At 74.2% G+C, this 16,113-nt stretch carries 17 protein-coding genes; 4 read left to right on the top strand and 13 right to left on the bottom strand.

The features are described from left to right. Positions 1–11: 11 nt before the first annotated feature. The 11 genes from ABEB09_RS29120 to ABEB09_RS29170 form a co-directional block, all read right to left on the bottom strand. A complete protein-coding gene (locus ABEB09_RS29120; RefSeq protein WP_345694124.1) occupies positions 12–728 on the bottom strand; it encodes a lysophospholipid acyltransferase family protein in 717 nt (238 codons plus the stop codon). A 127-nt stretch (positions 729–855) separates the two neighbouring features. Next, entirely contained in the window at positions 856–2,073 is a 1,218-nt protein-coding gene (locus ABEB09_RS29125; protein WP_345692885.1) for a lanthionine synthetase LanC family protein, read from the bottom strand. A 77-nt stretch (positions 2,074–2,150) separates the two neighbouring features. Continuing rightward, a complete protein-coding gene (locus tag ABEB09_RS29130; protein ID WP_345692886.1) occupies positions 2,151–2,306 on the bottom strand; it encodes a hypothetical protein in 156 nt (51 codons plus the stop codon). A 33-nt stretch (positions 2,307–2,339) separates the two neighbouring features. After that, entirely contained in the window at positions 2,340–5,342 is a 3,003-nt protein-coding gene (locus ABEB09_RS29135) for a lantibiotic dehydratase (RefSeq protein WP_345692887.1), read from the bottom strand. A gap of 25 nt (positions 5,343–5,367) precedes the next feature. Further along, positions 5,368–6,330, bottom strand: a complete 963-nt coding sequence (locus ABEB09_RS29140) for a thiopeptide-type bacteriocin biosynthesis protein (RefSeq protein ID WP_345692888.1) — start codon at positions 6,328–6,330, stop codon at positions 5,368–5,370. Positions 6,331–6,570: 240 nt separating this feature from the next. Next, positions 6,571–7,401 (bottom strand): pectate lyase, encoded by an 831-nt coding sequence (locus tag ABEB09_RS29145; RefSeq protein WP_345692889.1) that lies wholly within the window; start codon positions 7,399–7,401, stop codon positions 6,571–6,573. A 93-nt stretch (positions 7,402–7,494) separates the two neighbouring features. Beyond that, entirely contained in the window at positions 7,495–7,653 is a 159-nt protein-coding gene (locus tag ABEB09_RS29150; RefSeq protein ID WP_345692890.1) for a hypothetical protein, read from the bottom strand. A gap of 61 nt (positions 7,654–7,714) precedes the next feature. Next, the gene (locus ABEB09_RS29155) at positions 7,715–8,668 is read right to left on the bottom strand and encodes a cytochrome c oxidase assembly protein (protein ID WP_345692891.1); all 954 of its coding nucleotides are present in this window, start codon (positions 8,666–8,668) and stop codon (positions 7,715–7,717) included. A 106-nt stretch (positions 8,669–8,774) separates the two neighbouring features. Beyond that, entirely contained in the window at positions 8,775–9,800 is a 1,026-nt protein-coding gene (locus ABEB09_RS29160; RefSeq protein WP_345692892.1) for a 6-phosphofructokinase, read from the bottom strand. Between the two features lie 194 nt (positions 9,801–9,994). Further along, positions 9,995–10,723: a type 1 glutamine amidotransferase gene (locus ABEB09_RS29165; RefSeq protein ID WP_345692893.1), complete on the bottom strand. Its 729-nt coding sequence runs from the start codon at positions 10,721–10,723 to the stop codon at positions 9,995–9,997. A 19-nt stretch (positions 10,724–10,742) separates the two neighbouring features. Continuing rightward, positions 10,743–11,981, bottom strand: coding sequence for a MurT ligase domain-containing protein (locus ABEB09_RS29170; protein ID WP_345692894.1), 1,239 nt, complete (start codon positions 11,979–11,981; stop codon positions 10,743–10,745). 114 nt (positions 11,982–12,095) lie between these two features. On the opposite strand from ABEB09_RS29170, the gene def reads away from it, so the two are divergent. Then, complete coding sequence (gene def, locus ABEB09_RS29175) at positions 12,096–12,662, top strand: peptide deformylase (RefSeq protein WP_345692895.1); 567 nt, start codon at positions 12,096–12,098, stop codon at positions 12,660–12,662. Positions 12,663–12,734: 72 nt separating this feature from the next. Here the strand turns inward: def and ABEB09_RS29180 are convergent, their stop codons facing one another. Then, positions 12,735–13,385 carry a TetR/AcrR family transcriptional regulator gene (locus ABEB09_RS29180; protein WP_345692896.1) on the bottom strand — a complete coding sequence of 217 codons (651 nt, stop codon included), beginning with the start codon at positions 13,383–13,385 and terminating at the stop codon, positions 12,735–12,737. 146 nt (positions 13,386–13,531) lie between these two features. Here ABEB09_RS29180 and ABEB09_RS29185 point away from each other — a divergent pair, with 146 nt between their 5' ends. Both ABEB09_RS29185 and ABEB09_RS29190 read left to right on the top strand, forming a co-directional pair. Then, positions 13,532–14,758, top strand: coding sequence for an acyl-CoA dehydrogenase family protein (locus ABEB09_RS29185; RefSeq protein ID WP_345692897.1), 1,227 nt, complete (start codon positions 13,532–13,534; stop codon positions 14,756–14,758). Between the two features lie 347 nt (positions 14,759–15,105). Beyond that, positions 15,106–15,405: a hypothetical protein gene (locus ABEB09_RS29190; protein WP_345692898.1), complete on the top strand. Its 300-nt coding sequence runs from the start codon at positions 15,106–15,108 to the stop codon at positions 15,403–15,405. Between the two features lie 4 nt (positions 15,406–15,409). On the opposite strand, the gene ABEB09_RS29195 is transcribed toward ABEB09_RS29190, so the two are convergent. Continuing rightward, positions 15,410–15,892, bottom strand: a complete 483-nt coding sequence (locus ABEB09_RS29195; protein WP_345692899.1) for an RrF2 family transcriptional regulator — start codon at positions 15,890–15,892, stop codon at positions 15,410–15,412. 97 nt (positions 15,893–15,989) lie between these two features. Here ABEB09_RS29195 and ABEB09_RS35045 point away from each other — a divergent pair, with 97 nt between their 5' ends. Further along, a complete protein-coding gene (locus ABEB09_RS35045) occupies positions 15,990–16,073 on the top strand; it encodes a putative leader peptide (protein ID WP_380841587.1) in 84 nt (27 codons plus the stop codon). Positions 16,074–16,113: the final 40 nt, after the last annotated feature.

The raw sequence follows: 16,113 nt of genomic DNA on the forward strand, positions 1-16,113 counted from the left end.
GGCGGTGCCCCTCAGCGGCGCCGCCACGGCAGCGTCCGGTGGGGCTCCGCCGCCTCGGCCGCCGCCTTCACCCTGGCCGCGTAGTCGTCGACGTACTCCTGCCCCGACAGCGCGAGGATCTCGTACATGATCTCGTCGGTCACCGCGCGCAGCACCGCCTTCTCATGCTCCATGCCCGCGTACCGCGAGAAGTCCAGCGGCCTGCCGAAACGGATCGTGACCCGCTTGATCTTCGGCACGACCTTGCCGGGCGGCTGGATCTCGAACGTGCCGACCATGGCGCAGGGGATCACCGGCACCCCCGCTCTGATGGCCATCACCGCCACGCCGACCTTGCCCTTGTACAGCCGCCCGTCGTGCGAGCGGGTGCCCTCCGGGTAGATCCCCAGCAGCTCGCCCCGCTCCAGCACCCCGAGTCCCTCCCGGATGGCCGCCTGCCCGGCGTCCTTGCCGGACCGGTCGACGGGGATCTGCCCCGCGCTCCGGAAGAACGCCGCGGTCAGGCGGCCCTTGATGCCGGGGCCCGTGAAGTACTCCTGCTTGGCGAGGAAGGTGATGCGCCGCTTCAGCACGGCCGGCATCAGGAAGTGGTCCGAGAACGACAGGTGGTTGCCCGCCACGATGGCCGCGCCGCTCTCCGGGATGTGCTCCAGGCCCTCCGTCCTCGGCCGGAACAGCAGCCGCAGCAGAGGTCCGAGGAACACATGCTTGAGCAGGTAGTAGAACACGGTGTCGCTCCCCACTGCCGGTCATCCGCGGCCGAAAGCTTTCTCCGGTTCATCTTCCCGGCCCGCGCACGGCCTTTCATCCGTACATGTACTCAGTCCGGCCGGGGTCCGCCGCACGACGCCCCGTTCAGCGCAGCCCGAGGCACGGCAGCCAGGCGCGCGACCCCCCGTACCCGGCCGTCAGCAGCCCGGCCAGCGCCCCTGCGGCGCCCGTCAGCAGGTCCGGGCCCCAGCCCTCCCTCACCCCCGCGCGGCCCAGCCCGTCCTCCAGCCGCCGTACGAGCCGGGCCCGCAGCGCGCCGGCCGCCGGAAGCCGCGCGTACCGCTCGAAGGCCTCGGCCAGGGCCAGCACCCCGGCCGCGCCGTGGCACAGCCCCAGCAGGTCGCCGGGCCGGTCCCCGGACAGGTGGAAGCCCTCGTCGTACCGCTCGGCGACCGTCGTGAACGCGTCCGCCGCCGCCTCGGCCGCCGCACGGTCGCCCAGCACGTCCGCCGCGTCCCACAGCGCCCACGCCACACCGGGCGTCCCGTAGCACCAGGCCTGACGCGGGGCCGCCACGGGCGGAGGCGGCCCGGCCGTCGCCGCGCCCGGCCAGGTGCGCAGCCCCCGCTCGTCCACGTACGACTGCCCGGCCAGCCAGCCGGCCGCCCGGCCCAGCGCGGCGGCCGTCGTGGGCTCCGGGCCCGTGCGACGCAGGGCCGCGGTGAGCGCGGCGACCAGGCCCGCGACGCCGTGGCCCATGCCCGTGTTGATCCGGCCCTGCAGCCAGGACAGGTGGGGGTGGGCCGTATAGCCGTCCGTCCGCAGCCGCCCCAGGTCGTCGCCATCGCACAGCGCGCCCAACTGCGCCGTGAACGGCTCCAGTCGGGGGCCGGCGGGGACGTCCCCGCCCACGGCGCACAGCGCGAGCAGCATGCCGGACGGGCCGGTGATCAGGTCGTAGTCGGCCAGCCGCACCCCTTCGCGCCGCCACCTCCGCGCCCCGGCCCCCTCGACGAGCCGGTCGCCCAGGCGGTCGGCGGCCCGGTGCAGCGGCGGGTGGAGCAGGGCGCCGAGGCGCAGCCCGACGAGCGTGCCGGACAGCCCGCCGTCGTACAGGCCCGTGTGCGCGGGGCCCCGCCCGGCCGCGCCCGCCCACACGGCCACCGCCCGGGCCGCCGCCCCGGTGGCCTCGGGCACGCCGTAGCCGGCGACGACATGGGCCAGGGCGGGGATGCCGGGGTCCGACGGAAGCGCGGCGGGCGCGGTACGGAGGGCCGGTTCGGTGGCCCAGGCGGTCAGGAGGCGGACGGCGAGGCCGAGTGCGGGGGCGGGATCCGCGGTGGGGGCGGGAGTGTCGGGCACGGTGCTCCTCGGGCGTGGCGGAGCCGCCCGGACGGACCGGGCGGCTCCTTCGTGCGTGTACAGCGCGGGCGTGCGTCTCAGCAGACGACGACCGTGCCGCAGACGATGACGGTGCAGAGCTGGCTGCAGTCCATCGACGCGACGTGCGCCGAGGGCAGTTCGGTCTCGCTGATGCGCTCGTCCAGGTCGTCGATCAGGGTGTCGAGGTCGGTGAACTCCAGGGTCTCGGGCACGTTCCTAACCTTTCTCCTCGTTCCTGAGCGGTCTCAGGAGGTGATGGCCGCCCCGGCGGTCCGCCCGCGTGGGGGCCGACGGCCGGGGACGTCTGGGGCGGCCGCGACGGGCGCGAGTCCGGCGGCGGCCCGCGCCGCCAGCCGCTCCGCCGCCGGGCCGTGGGGCAGGCGCAGCAGCACCTGGGCGGCGACCGGCGCGCCGCCGTGCAGGGCGTCGCGCAGGACCAGGTCGCCGGGGCCGGGCAGCATCTCCTCGACCAGCAGCTCACCGCCGGCCTGCTGGGCGCAGAGCCGTTCCACGAGGCCGATCGCGGTCACCGACGCCAGGTCCACCGGCACCGGCTTCGCTTCCGCCCCGGTACGGACGAAGGCGTACCGGGGCAGCCCCGCGGACCGGCGCAGCAGGGCCAGCGTGCGCACCTTCGCCAGGGGAGGGTCGCCGGCGTGCCACAGCCGCGAGCGGCTCACCCGCCAGGTGGCCGGGGCGACCACCAGCTCGCCGCCCACGGTGACGCGCGGCACCCGCGCGAGACCGGGCAGCGCGGCGGCCGGGCCGTCGAGACGCACGTACGAGCGCGTGGGCGGCGGGCCGGCCGCCAGCAGGAGCCGCAGCAGCACGTCGTACGGCGGGGCGGGCGTACGGGTCGCGTGGTGCACCGGGAGCACCCGCCGGCCGTCGGCCTCGGCGACGACGCGGCCGCACGCGCGGCGCAGGGTGATCCGGTCCAGCGGCAGGTACCGGGCCCGGCCGCCGTCCCCTCCGTAGTACGGCGCCGGGTCCGGATCACCCGTCCACCAGGCGGTGGTGACGGGCCGTCGTACGGCGTTGGCCGCCCGCTCGCCGAGCGGCGGCACCAGCAGCTCCACGAACCGCACCCCGGCCTCGCGCTCCACGGAGGCCAGGAACGCCCGGTACGCGTCCGCGCCGCCGTACGTGCCGCACAGCGTCCGCAGCCCGTCCGCGAAACGCGCGTCGAGCACCCCGGCGGCGGACGCCGTCTCCAGGACGGCGAGCGGACCGGGCCCCGGCAGGGGCCGCAGCAGACAGTCGCGCGGCCACGGCGGCAGGGCCTCGTCGGCGGGCGGCGCGCCCCAGGCGTCCAGCAGCGCGTCGTCCACGTCGACCCCGTCCTCGTGCGCGTGGGCCGCCAGGTGGGCGAGCATCGCCGCGTACCCGGAACCGGGGTCGGCGGCGGCCGGCCAGCCCGCGTACCGGTGACGGGCGGCCCCGCCGGGCTGTGCGCCGTCCGCGCGGGCCAGACGCTCGGCCAGCAGTTCGCTGACCGGGCGCGGCTCGTCGGTGAGACCCGCCAGAACCTCGGCGGGCGGCCACGCGGAGGTGGCGGCCGTATCGCGCAGGGCCGCCATCCGGGCGGCGATCCGCAGCCCGCGCTCCACCCGCTCGGCCGCGCCGGCCGGGACCGTGGCGTCGAGCCGCCGGTACGAGTCCAGGAACCACCCGGCGGGGTCGCCGTCCTCGGCGCCCACCGGCCGGGGCAGCGCCTGCGGGGTGGTCACCACCCCGGGCTCCGCCCAGGCCGTGTACCGCTGCCGGGGCGCCGCGCACACCTGGAGGACGCCCCTCGCGGCCAGGTGCCGCAGGAAGCCGCGCAGCACGGCGGGGTCCTGCGGCGCGGCCCCGGAGGCAGTGGCCGACAGCGCCTTCTCCAGGTCGCCGAGCGCCACCGGACCCTCGGCGCACAGGGCGAGGACCCGCTGCAGGGCCGCGGTGCGCCGCAGCACCACCTGCCGGAGCCGGCCGGGCGCGTGCGGCTCCACCACCCAGCACCGCACCGCGCCCGGCTCCGTGAAGTGCAACGGCGCCGGCACCAGCAGCGTGTCCGGACCGGCCTCCCGCAGATCGACGACCCCGGCCCGGGCCCGCACCAGATGCACGTTCTCCACGGCCCCGGCCGCCACGGCCCCCACCCACGCCCCGGACCCGACCAACCACGCACCGTCGCCGTCCGCCCTCGCGCCGGGCACGGGCCTGGACGGGTGGCCGCCGTCCGCCCCCGCGCCGGGCACGGGCCACGATGTACCGCGGCCGTCCGCCGCCGGGTCGGGCACGGGCCACGACGCACCACTGCCGTCCGCCGCCGGGTCGGTCGCGAGCCACGACGGACGATCGCCGTTCGCCGCCGCGCCGGGCACGGGCCACGACGTGCCGCGGCCGTCCGCCGCCGAGCCGGCCGCGAGCCACGACGGACGATCGCCGTCCGCCGCCGGGTCGGCCGCGGGCCGCGACCCACCACCGCCGTCCGCCCCTGCCTCCGCCGCGATCGGAGACGCCCCCCGGCCGTCCGCCCCCGGTCCCGACCCGAGTCGTGACGCACCCCCACCGTCCGCCCCCGCCTCCGCCGTGAGCGGCGACGGTACCCACAGCGGGACGCTCGCTCCTGCCGCGCCCGTGGAGTCCTCGCCCACGTCGATCGCCGCCAGCTGCCCCGCCCAGCCCCGCGGGGTCGTCTTCGCGGCCGCGCGGGCGAGCACGCGCCACAGGTAGGCCGCGCGCTTGCGCAGCTGCTTGTCGTGCCAGGAGCCGCCCTCCGCGAGCCGGCGCTCCACGTCCTCGGCGAGGCCCGGGGCCGCGCTGTCGAGGAACGCGCGCATCAGCGGGCTCGTCCGGGCGGTCTCCCAGCCCCGGGCCGCCACCCGTACCTGCTCGTCGGCGAGCGCGCGCTCCAGGGCCAGGCCCTCCGCCGCGGCCGCCACGTCCGCCTCCCGCAGTGCCCGGGCCTCGGCCGCCAGGTCCGGCGGTACGGCGGGGGACCGGTCCAGCAGGCGGCAGTCCGCCACGTCCGGCGCTGCCCCGGCGTGCAGCCTGCGCCGCAGCGCCAGGACGGCGCGCCGGGCGGTGCCCGCCAGGAGGGGGCTGGGCACCACCTCGGCGCCGAGCCGCTCGGCGAGCGCACGGGCCCGGGCGGCGCGCAGACCGGCGGCGTCGGCGTGCCGGACGACCCGCGCGAACAGGGCGGGGGACCCGGCCTCGGTCCACCGGTCGCACGGCATGCCGGCGATGCGCAGCAGAGCCACCGCGCCGATCCTCCCGGGCGCCACGTCAGGGCCTTCCCGTGTCGGCGGCCAGCGCCTCGGTGAGCAGGCTCTGCCGCGCGGCCGAGAACCGGCCCCGGTTCCAGTGGAAGATCACATAGTGGGCGGCGGCCCGGCGCGGCCCGAGGACCGCCTCGCCCGTCTCGAAGTAGTCGGCGCGCCACCGGCGGGCCGCGTCCCGCAGGGCCGCCTGACGGACCGCCAGGCCGGCGCGTCGCGACTCCGGGACAGCGGCGTCGAGCCGCGCCCCCTCCGGCAGCTCCCAGAACGCGCGCACCCCGGCCGCCGCCCGCTCCCGCTCCGCGCCCCGCAACCCGCCGATCAGGCGGCGCCCGGTCTCCTCCCGTACGGCCTGCCACACGCCCCGGTGCTCCCAGCCGACGATGCCGAGGCCGTCGAGGACCGCGTGCAGCAGGGACAGCGACACGCGCCAGTCGGGCGTCGGGCCGGTGGCGGTGTGGTGGTCGAGCCAGGCCAGCGAGTCGACCGTGAACAGCCGGTGCACCGAGACCATGGAGCGCGCGCCGCCGAAGAGGTACGTCTCCGGTTCGTACACCGCGGGCCACGGCGCCGCCCACGCCCCGTCCGGCGCCGGGGCCAGGCGCCGTACGAGCTCCTCCCGCAGTGCCCCCGCGAGCGCGGCGTCCGGCGCCCTGAAGCGCACCCGCAGCCCCGGCGGCTTGTGCATGAAGAAGAAGTCCTGGGCCGCCCCCGAGCCCATGAGGTCCCGGGCCGTGTCGTCCAGGCGCTGGTAGAGCGCGGGCCACGCCTCGGCGCCACCGGGTGCCACGTTGAGCTGCACCCACCCGGTCTCCGGCCGGTCGCCGCGCAGCGCCCGCAGCCCCGCCGCCAGGAAGGCGCGGCGGGCCGCGGCGTACGCGGCACCCTCCGGCACCAGCGGCACACTGCCCAGGCGCTCGGTCCGTGCGTCGTGCAGGCAGTCGGCGAGCAGACGCTCGACCTCCAGCATGCGGCCTCCTCGCGGCCCGCCCCTCGGGGCGGTCTCGGCGGTTTCGGGCGATCCGTCATCTTTGATGTCCGGACCGCGTTCCCCCGAAAGCAGGACACGCATTAGTCATATGATCAATGGAAGTGCGCGGGCGTACGGCTGCCGGGCGAGGCCACCGGCGCATACGCGAGCGCCGCCCGCCGAGCGCCCCGGACGACTGCCCGAAGACCCGGCGGACGGCGAAGGACCCTGGCCGGAGGGTCAGTTGTACGCGATGTCGGCAGCGCTGTACCGGCAGTACGTGCCGTCCGGTCCGCTGCCCACCTCCTTGGGCTCCTTGCCCGTGCTGTTGCCCTCGTACCGGACGCACGGCTTGATCTTCTTGCTGCTGTCGCCGTGGATCCGGACGTTGCGCAGCGCGGCGGTGTCACCGTAGTTGACGTTGATCCCGACCAGCTGCTTGCCGGGTGCGGTGATGTCCACGTCGTTGACGATGATGCTGCGCCTGTACTGCTTCTTGCAGTTGCCGCAGCTGCGCACCAGCTTGCCGAAGTCGGACACCTGGAACTTGCTGATCACCAGCTTGCCCGCGCCGTTGAACTGGAAGACCTTGTCCGAGGCCTTCCGCGCACCGCCGCCGTACACCGTGTAGACGGCCGACGGCGAGGTGCCCTTGAACGACGCGGCGTCCTCGCCGACGTCCTCCCACCAGACGTTCTGCAGCGTGCAGCTGCCCAGGCAGTGGATGCCGTCGGCCGCGGGCGAGCCGATGATCACGTTCTTGAGCACGGCGCCGTCCTCGAGGGCGAACAGCGGCGACTGGTTCTCGCCCTGCCCGCCGTCGCCCAGGTCGCCGCTGCCGTGGAACCGCCGGAGCTTTCCGTCGTACGTGCCGGAGACCTCGATGGTCTTCGTGACCGGCTTGTTCTCCGTCGGCTTCGGCCAGGCGGCGGCCGCGCCGGCGGAGGTCAGCATGCCGTTGGTGACGACGGCCGCGGCGGTCACACCGAGCGCGGCGAGGCCGCCGACCACCGTACGGCGTCGGGTGAGGCGGCGGCGGTGCCGGGCACGAGGCGGAGTCTCTGAAGTCATGTGGTCCCTCGTGGGTGGGGGGATGCTTTCCCCCGGTGGTCGCCGCCACCCCGGAAAGGGTTGCCGCACCACGAGGAACCTTCCGCACCGGCCTCAGGTGTCCCGCGTCGAGGCCATCCCCAGCGTCACCAGGCCCAGGACGATCCAGGCGAACCACAACCAGCCGTTACCACCGAGGGCCACCGTGTACGCCGTGATCAGCACCAGCGCACCGATCGTGATCGCGCCCATCGTCTTCGTGGAACTCGACATCGCGCCCTCCTCCCGGCCGCGGGGCCACGCTGTCATCGTGACCCCTCCGGGGGCGGGAGCGCTACCGCCCGCGCGCCTGGAGCGAGGCCAGATACGCGTTGTACGCCTCCAGCTCCTGGTCACCGTCCCGGTCGGCGGCCCGGTCCTTGCGCCGCGCCGCCCGCTCCTCCGAGCGGTACCACTGGAAGACCAGCGCGATCAGCACCACCACGGACGGGATCTCACTGAACGCCCAGGCGATGCCGCCGGCCGCCCGCTGGTCCGCCAGCGCGTCGATGCCGAGCGACGCCGGAGGGTGCAGATAGGCGCTCACCATGGGCTCGGAGGCCATCATCAGCGCGATGCCGAAGAACGCGTGGAACGGCATGCCCGCGAACAGCTCCAGCATCCGCATCACGTACCCCGGCCGGTGCGGGCCCGGGTCGACACCCATGATCGGCCAGAAGAAGGTCAGGCCCACCAGCAGGAAGTGCACCATCATCGCGATGTGCCCCGGCCTGGACTCCATGAGGAAGTCGAAGAGCGGCGTGAAGTACAGGCCGTACAGGCTCGCGATGAACATCGGGATCGTGAACGCGGGGTGCGTGATGACCCGCATGTAGCGGCTGTGCAGCAGCATCAGCAGCAGCTCGCGCGGCCCCTTGCCGCCGCGCCGGGCGGCCACCGGCAGGGCCCGCAGCGCCAGCGTCACCGGCGCGCCGAGCAGCAGCATGATCGGCGACAGCATGCTGATCACCATGTGCTGCACCATGTGCACGCTGAACATGACCATGCCGTAGTCGTTGAGCCCGGTGCACATCACCAGCGCCACGCTCAGCACACCGACCGTGAAGAACGCGGTCCGGCCCACCGGCCAGCCGTCGCCGCGCCTGCGCAGCCGGACGACGCCCCACCCGTACAGGGCGAGCGCCAGCACGCTGCCGAAGAGGAAGAACAGGTCGGGGGAGAACGCGAGCCCCCGCTCCAGCGTGAACGGCGGCAGGTCCATCGTCGTGCCGTGCCCGCTGTGATCCATCCGCCGGCTCCTGATTCGTGCTGGGTTGTCCGCTTGCCGCACCCAGACTAGAACCGCCCCCGGCCGCCGCTGCGACCGGGGGCGGTGCGCCGACGCGCGGCGGCCGTCACAGGACGGTCTCGGCCTCCGCGTACCGCTCTGCCGGAACCGTCTTCAGCGTCTCCACGGCCTTGGCCAGCGGCACCATGACGATGTCGGTGCCGCGCAGCGCCGTCAGCATGCCGAACTCGCCGCGGTGCGCCGCCTCCACCGCGTGCCAGCCGAACCGGGTGGCCAGGACCCTGTCGTACGGGGTCGGGGTGCCGCCCCGCTGGACGTGGCCCAGGATCACCGCGCGGGCCTCCTTGCCGAGCCGCTGCTCCAGCTCGCCGGCCAGCTGCTGGGCCACACCCGCGAACCGCTCGTGCCCGTAGATGTCCTTGCCGCCCTCGTTGAACTCCATGGAGCCCGCGCGCGGCTTGGCGCCCTCCGCGACGACCACGATCGCGAACTTCTTGCCGGCCTCGAAGCGGGCCCCGACACGGGCGGTCAGCTCGTCGATGTCGAAGGGCCGCTCCGGCACGACGATCGCGTGGGCACCGGCGGCCATGCCGGAGTGCAGGGCGATCCACCCGGTGTGCCGGCCCATCACCTCGACGATGAGCACCCGCTGGTGCGACTCGGCGGTCGTCTTCAGCCGGTCCAGGGCCTCCGTGGCCACCCCGACGGCCGTGTCGAACCCGAACGTCACATCGGTCGACGCGATGTCGTTGTCGATGGTCTTCGGCACGCCGACTATCGGCAGCCCCGCCTGGGACAGCAGGTTCGCCGCCTTCAGCGTGCCCTCGCCGCCGATCGGGATGATCGCGTCGAGGCCCAGCTCCGCCACGTGCCCCTTGGCGCGCTCCACCCCGTCGACGAGGTGGGCCGGCTGGACACGAGAGGAGCCGAGGATGGTGCCGCCCTGCGCGAGGATGCCGCCGACCGCGTCGAGGTCGAGCTTGCGGTAGTCGCACTCCAGGAGGCCCTTCCACCCGTCGTGGAAACCGATGACCTCGTCACCGTGGTCGACGACGGCGCGGTGCACGACGGAGCGGATGACGGCGTTCAGACCGGGGCAGTCGCCGCCGGAGGTGAGCACACCAATGCGCATAGCCCAAGAACCTTTGCAACGTGGGCCGACTCCCGGACCACGTCGTCCGGCTGGATCTCCGCCACCCTACCGGCGCCGGGTGAAACCGCCGAACCGGACGTCCGACCTTTGGACGGACTTCGGAGAAACAGACAAGGATGGAGCAAGGCGGGACGAGGACGGTGGGCCGGGAAACCGACCCACCGTCAGACGTGTCACGCGGGCTGGCTGGCCGCCGCGATCCGCTCGGCGCGCAGCGCCTCGTACCACTGGTCGTCCACCGGCGGCAGCGCGTTCACATCGAGGGCCAGCTTCAGCAGCAGGTCCGCGATCTGCGGGTTGCGGGCCATCACCGGGCCGTGCATGTACGTGCCGAACACCGTGTCGTTGTACGCGCCCTCGGTGCCGTCGCCGGTGCCGTTGCCCTTGCCGAACACCGTCCGGGCGAACGGGCGGGCCGTGGGTCCGAGGTGGGTGATGCCCTGGTGGTTCTCGAACCCGGTCAGCTGGGGGAGGCCCAGGCGCGGGTCGATGTCGGCGAGGACGTCGCCGACGCAGCGCTCGCCCTCGCCGCGGGTCGAGATCACGTCGATCAGGCCCAGGCCCGGCTCGCGCTCACCGAGGTCGTTGATGAACTCGTGGCCGAGGATCTGGTACCCGGCGCACACCGAGAAGATGATCGCGCCGTTCTCGGCCGCGCGGATCAGTCCGGCGTCGCGGCGCAGCCGCTCGGCGGCCAGCCGCTGCGGCCGGTCCTCGCCGCCACCGATCAGGTAGATGTCGCCGGACGTCGGCACCGGCTGGTCGCTGCGCACGTCGACGCGCTGGACGTCCAGGCCGCGCTGGCGGGCCCGGCGTTCCACGACGAGGACGTTGCCCTGGTCTCCGTACGTGCTGAGCAGGTCGGGGTAGACCCACACCAGACGCAGACTGCTCTCGCTCATGCTCTTTGTCCTTCGGGGGTCAGTTGCCGACACGGCGGCGCACGTCCTGGAATGCGGTGTAGTTGGCGATCAGCTCGATCCGCCCCGGCGGGGCCAGCTGCACCGCCTCGTCGAGGGTCTCGCACACCCGGAAGTCCAGGCCCGCGACCTCCAGCCGGACCGCGAGGTCCAGCCGGCGGTCACCGATCACAAAGATCGGGTGACCGGCCAGGCGCGGGTAGTCCACGTCCCACAGCCACGAGGTGTCCGTGCCGTCGGCGCCGCGGGCGTTCACGGACAGGATCACCGGCGCGGGCGGACCGTCGATCAGGGAGAACGTCTCCAGCCAGCCGGCCGGGTTCTTCGCCAGCAGCAGCCGCAGGTCGCGGCCCTGGAAGGAGACCACGTCGTAGCGGCCGGCCACGGCCTGCACCTGGTACATGCGCTCCAGGGCGACCTGCGGCGGCACACCGAAGACCGCCGCGACGGCCGCGGACGTGGCGGCGTTCGCCTTGTTGGCGCGGCCCGGCAGCTGGAGGTGGATCGGCCAGGCCTGCCCGTGCGGGTCCAGGACGTGGTCCCCGCTGAGCGCCCAGGTCGGCGCGGGGCGGCGGAAGCCGCACTCGCCGCAGAACCAGTCCTCGCCGGGGCGCTGCATCACACCGCCGCAGGCGGGGCAGGACCAGGCGTCGTCCTTCCACTCCTGGCCGGCCGCCACCCACACCACGTTCGGGGAGGACGAGGCGGCCCACACGACGAGCGGGTCGTCCGCGTTGGCGACGACGACGGCCTTCGTACCGGCCAGGCCCTCGCGCCACTTCTCGGCGAGCATCCGGGTCTCGGCGGCACGGTCGAGCTGGTCGCGGGAGAGGTTGAGCAGCGCGATGGCCTTGGGCGTCACATCGCGGGCGACGCCGGCGAGGTACTTCTCGTCGACCTCGATGACGCCGTACTTGGCGTCCGAGCCGCCGGCCAGCGCGGACGTGATGCCCGCGGGCATGTTCGCGCCGAGCGCGTTGGAGACGACCGGGCCGCTGGCGCGCAGCGCCTCGGCGATGAGCCGGGTCGTGGTGGTCTTGCCGTTGGTCGCCGACACCAGAACGACGTCCAGATGCTGCGCGAGCCGCCCCAGCAGGTCGGGGTCGAGCTTGAGCGCGACCCGGCCGCCGATCACCGATCCGCTGCCGCGTCCCGCCGCGCGAGACACCGCCGCTGCGGCCTTGCCCGCCGTCACGGCCAGCTTGGCGCGCGGCGACAGCGGCTCCGAGTTGCCTGCCATCGTCCTTGTTCCTCCTAGCGTGGGTCCGGGCTCAGCCTATCGAGATCCGCTCGGGGTCCCGCACCCCACCACCTGCCGACATGCTGGTGGCGCGGCGAACGTAGGCTGGGCGGCATGCGAAACCGGCCGATCCCCGGCAGTTCCGGCGCCGTGCGGGCCATGAGCCTGCTCGGCGACCCGGTGCTGCACGCCCCCTGCGAGACCGTCAGCGACTTCGGCCCGTCCCTGGCCCGTCTGGTGGAGGACATGTTCGCCACGATGTACGCGGCGAACGGCGTCGGTCTCGCGGCCAACCAGATCGGCGTGGGCCTGCGGGTCTTCGTGTACGACTGCCCGGACGACGAGGACGAGCGGCACCTGGGCCATGTCGTCAACCCGCGCCTGGTGGAGGCGGACGGGATCGCCGTGCGCGGCCCGGAGGGCTGTCTGTCGCTGCCGGGCCTGGAGGCCGGCACGGAGCGGTTCGACCGGGCCGTGGTGGAGGGCGTGGACGTCACGGGCGCCCCGGTGCGGGTCGAGGGGACGGGCTTCTTCGCCCGCTGTCTCCAGCACGAGTGCGACCACCTCGACGGCACGGTCTACCCCGACCGCCTCACCGGCTGGCGCCGCACCCGCCTGCTGCGCGCGGCCCGCCGCGCCCCTTGGGCCCGGGGGGCTGATTTCAGCCCGTCCGGCGTTTGAGGACGAGCGCCGTCAGGCGCGATACGGAGGTCCGGGGGCGGAGCCCCCGGTTTCGGTTCCGACGGGGCCGGGCTAGAAGCCGGGGCCCTCCTCGCGGTCGTCGGCCCCGGCCAGGCGGCCCCACAGCAGGTCCGCCAGGGCGGACACCAACTCGGCGCGCGAACACGGCCGTTCGCCGAGCCACCAGTCGCCCGCCGCGTGCATCATGCCGACGATGCCGTGGCCCCACACCCGGGCCAGCGCGTCGCCGCCCGGGCCGAGGTCGATGCGCTCGGCGATGACCTCGGCCAGCTCCTCGCCCATCCGCCGCAGCAGCGGCGCCGAGTGCCGGCCGACGTCGAAGCCCTGCTCCGACAGCGTCGCTCCCGTGTCCTCCGAGGGGTGCATCAGGAACCGGTACACCTGCGGCCGCGCCTCGATCGCGGCGAGGTACGTGTCGAGGGTGGCCTCCACCCGCTGCCGGCGCTCGGCCGGCGCGTCCAGCGCGGCGCGCAGCGCGGACAGCAGGGCGTCGGTGTGCCGCTGGGCGAGCGCGCGGTACAGGCCGCCCTTGTCGCCGAAGTGCCGGTAGAGGATCGGCTTCGTGATCCCGGCCTCGGCGGCGATCGCGTTCATGGACGCCTGCGGGCCGTCCCGCAGGACCACGCGGTCGGCCGCCTCGAGCAGTTCGCGTCGCCGCTGCTGCGCCGACCGCTGCTGGTCGGCCCGGTGTGTGGTCTCCATAGCGTCTCTCCCCGCCCGTCGATGTTCCTGAGGCCAGCGCAACGTAACACCCAGCCTGCACCCACTGCCGGTTGACAGCGGCTACTTACCGGTAACAGACTGCGGTTACCGCTAGTAACACACGCGTAAGCACGCCGGGAGGGAACATGGCCGAGTTCACGCTCGAGCTCAACGACGACCAGAAGCAGGTCCGTGACTGGCTGCACGGATTCGCCAAGGACGTGATCCGCCCGGCCGCCGCCGAGTGGGACGAGCGTGAGGAGACGCCCTGGCCGGTCATCCAGGAGGCCGCCAAGGTCGGCATCTACTCCCTCGACTTCTACGCCCAGCAGTTCTTCGACCCGACCGGCCTCGGCATCCCCATGGCGATGGAGGAGCTGTTCTGGGGCGACGCCGGCATCGCCCTGTCCATCGTGGGCACCGGCCTCGCCGCCGTCGGCGTCCTCGCCAACGGCACCGAGGAGCAGATCGGCACCTGGATCCCCCAGATGTACGGCGACGCCGACGACGTCAAGGTCGCGGCGTTCTGCTCCTCCGAGCCCGACGCCGGCTCCGACGTGGCCTCCATGCGCACGCGCGCGGTCTACGACGAGGCCAAGGACGAATGGGTGCTCAACGGCACCAAGACCTGGGCCACCAACGGCGGCATCGCCAACGTGCACGTCGTCGTCGCCGTCGTCGACCCCGACCTGGGCTCCAAGGGCCACGCCTCGTTCATCGTCCCGCCCGGCACGCCCGGCCTGTCGCAGGGGCAGAAGTTCAAGAAGCACGGCATACGCGCCTCGCACACGGCCGAGGTGGTGCTGGAGGACGTCCGGGTGCCCGGCTCCTGCCTGCTCGGCGGCAAGGACAAGCTCGACGAGCGCCTGGCCCGGGCCCGTGAGAGGGCCAAGAAGGACGGCGAGCGCGTGAAGAACGCCGCGATGGCCACCTTCGAGGCCTCCCGCCCCGCCGTCGGCGCCATGGCCGTCGGCACGGCCCGCGCCGCGTACGAGGTTGCCCTCGACTACGCCAGGACGCGGCAGCAGTTCGGCCGGCCGATCATCGACAACCAGGGCGTCGCCTTCCAGCTCGCCGACATGCGCACCCAGATCGACGCCGCCCGCCTCCTCGTGTGGCGCGCCTCGTGGATGGCCACCACGGGCAAGCCGTTCACCTCCGCCGAGGGTTCCATGTCGAAGCTGTACGCCAGCGAGGTCGCCAAGAAGGTGACGGCCCAGGCCATCCAGATCCTCGGCGGCAATGGCTACACCCGCGAGTACCCGGTCGAGCGCATGCACCGCGACGCCGCCATTTACACGATCTTCGAGGGCACCAGCGAGATCCAGCGCCTCGTCATCGCCCGCACCCTCTCGGGCATGCCCATCCGCTGACCCTGCGCCCGCCGGTGGTGGGGGCCGCACCGAGGTGTGACCCCCACAGCGGTGGACCACGCTGCGGTCGCATGTCGATCGGTCCTGCGGCCGGCGGCAGGGCACGCTCACCAACCTCCTCATCACCTTCGCCCGCAGCGTGCGCGGGCGGCTCCGGCGCCCCGTCGCGCGGCGCACCCTCGACCGCGTGACCGGCACGGTCATCGCCGGTTTCGGCATCCGTCCGGCGCGGAGCGACCGACGGTCCGCAGTGCCCGCCGAGCCCACCGGGTGACGGTGTGGTGACGATTGGATTGCGGCCCGGACAGCGCCCGTTCTGAGGGGTCCGCCGCAAGTGTTGGCAGGGCATGGACCCTTCCCCGGCGGGTGAGTGGCGGCTCGCACCCGTGCCCTGGCTGCTCGGCGCCTACTGGCTGGACTCGCCCTTCCACTCCGGCGAGGAGTGCCGCCGGTGCACGGACCTCCACGACCCCTCCCTACGCGCACCGGCCGTGCCCGAGCCGGAGGCCGCGCGGGTGCCGGCCGGTGACGGCGCGCTCGACTGGGCCGCACGGCCGATCGGTCACCGTGTCGTCAGGGGTGTGCTGCTGGCGCTGAGCCTGGTCACGGTCGTGGCGGGCTGCCTGGCGGTCCTCTTCGTGGGCTGAGGCGTCAGGGGTTGGTCCACGCGGCCGGCTCCTCCGTCAGGGAGTGCACGGCTTCGGGGAGTTCACCGGAGGCCACGTCCGCCAGGGAGACCCCTTCGAGGATGCGGCGCACGTTCGCCCGCAGGGCGATCCACAGCGGGAGCAGCGACTGCGCCGGCCCGCTGTACGACAACTCCGGCGGCCGCACGCCCCGTACGGAGACGAGCGGGCCGTCCACCGCCCGCACCACGTCCGCGACGCTGATGTCCCGCGCCGGCCTGGCCAGCCGGTAGCCGCCGTTGACGCCCCGCTGGCTGACCACCAGTCCGGCGCGCCGCATGTCGTTGAGGATGCCTTCGAGGAACTTGTGGGGGATGTCCTGCGCCTCCGCGATGGCCTCCGCCTTCAGCGGCCCCGTCGGCTCGTCGGCCGTCGCGTCCGCCGTCCGGTCGGCGGCGAGCAGCAGTGCGGCACGTACCGCGTAGTCCGCCCTGGCCGAGATCCGCATGGGACCAGTATCCCGCACGGCCGACGGCGGCTCCTTTCCCTATGGATTCGGTAGGGAAGCTTGACCGGCCGGGTGCCACGGGCCCAGGATGGTCACCATGTCCTCGTCGCAGCAGCCGCTCGTACGCCGCCGGCACGTCGACCTCCGTCGCGTCGCCAGCGCCATCTGCCGACGCGCCTAGGACCTTCCCGGACGCCGCGCCGTCCCTTTCCCCGGGTTTC

The sequence above is a fragment of the Streptomyces coeruleoprunus genome (genome assembly GCF_039542925.1).
Classification (GTDB): Bacteria; Actinomycetota; Actinomycetes; order Streptomycetales; family Streptomycetaceae; genus Streptomyces; species Streptomyces coeruleoprunus.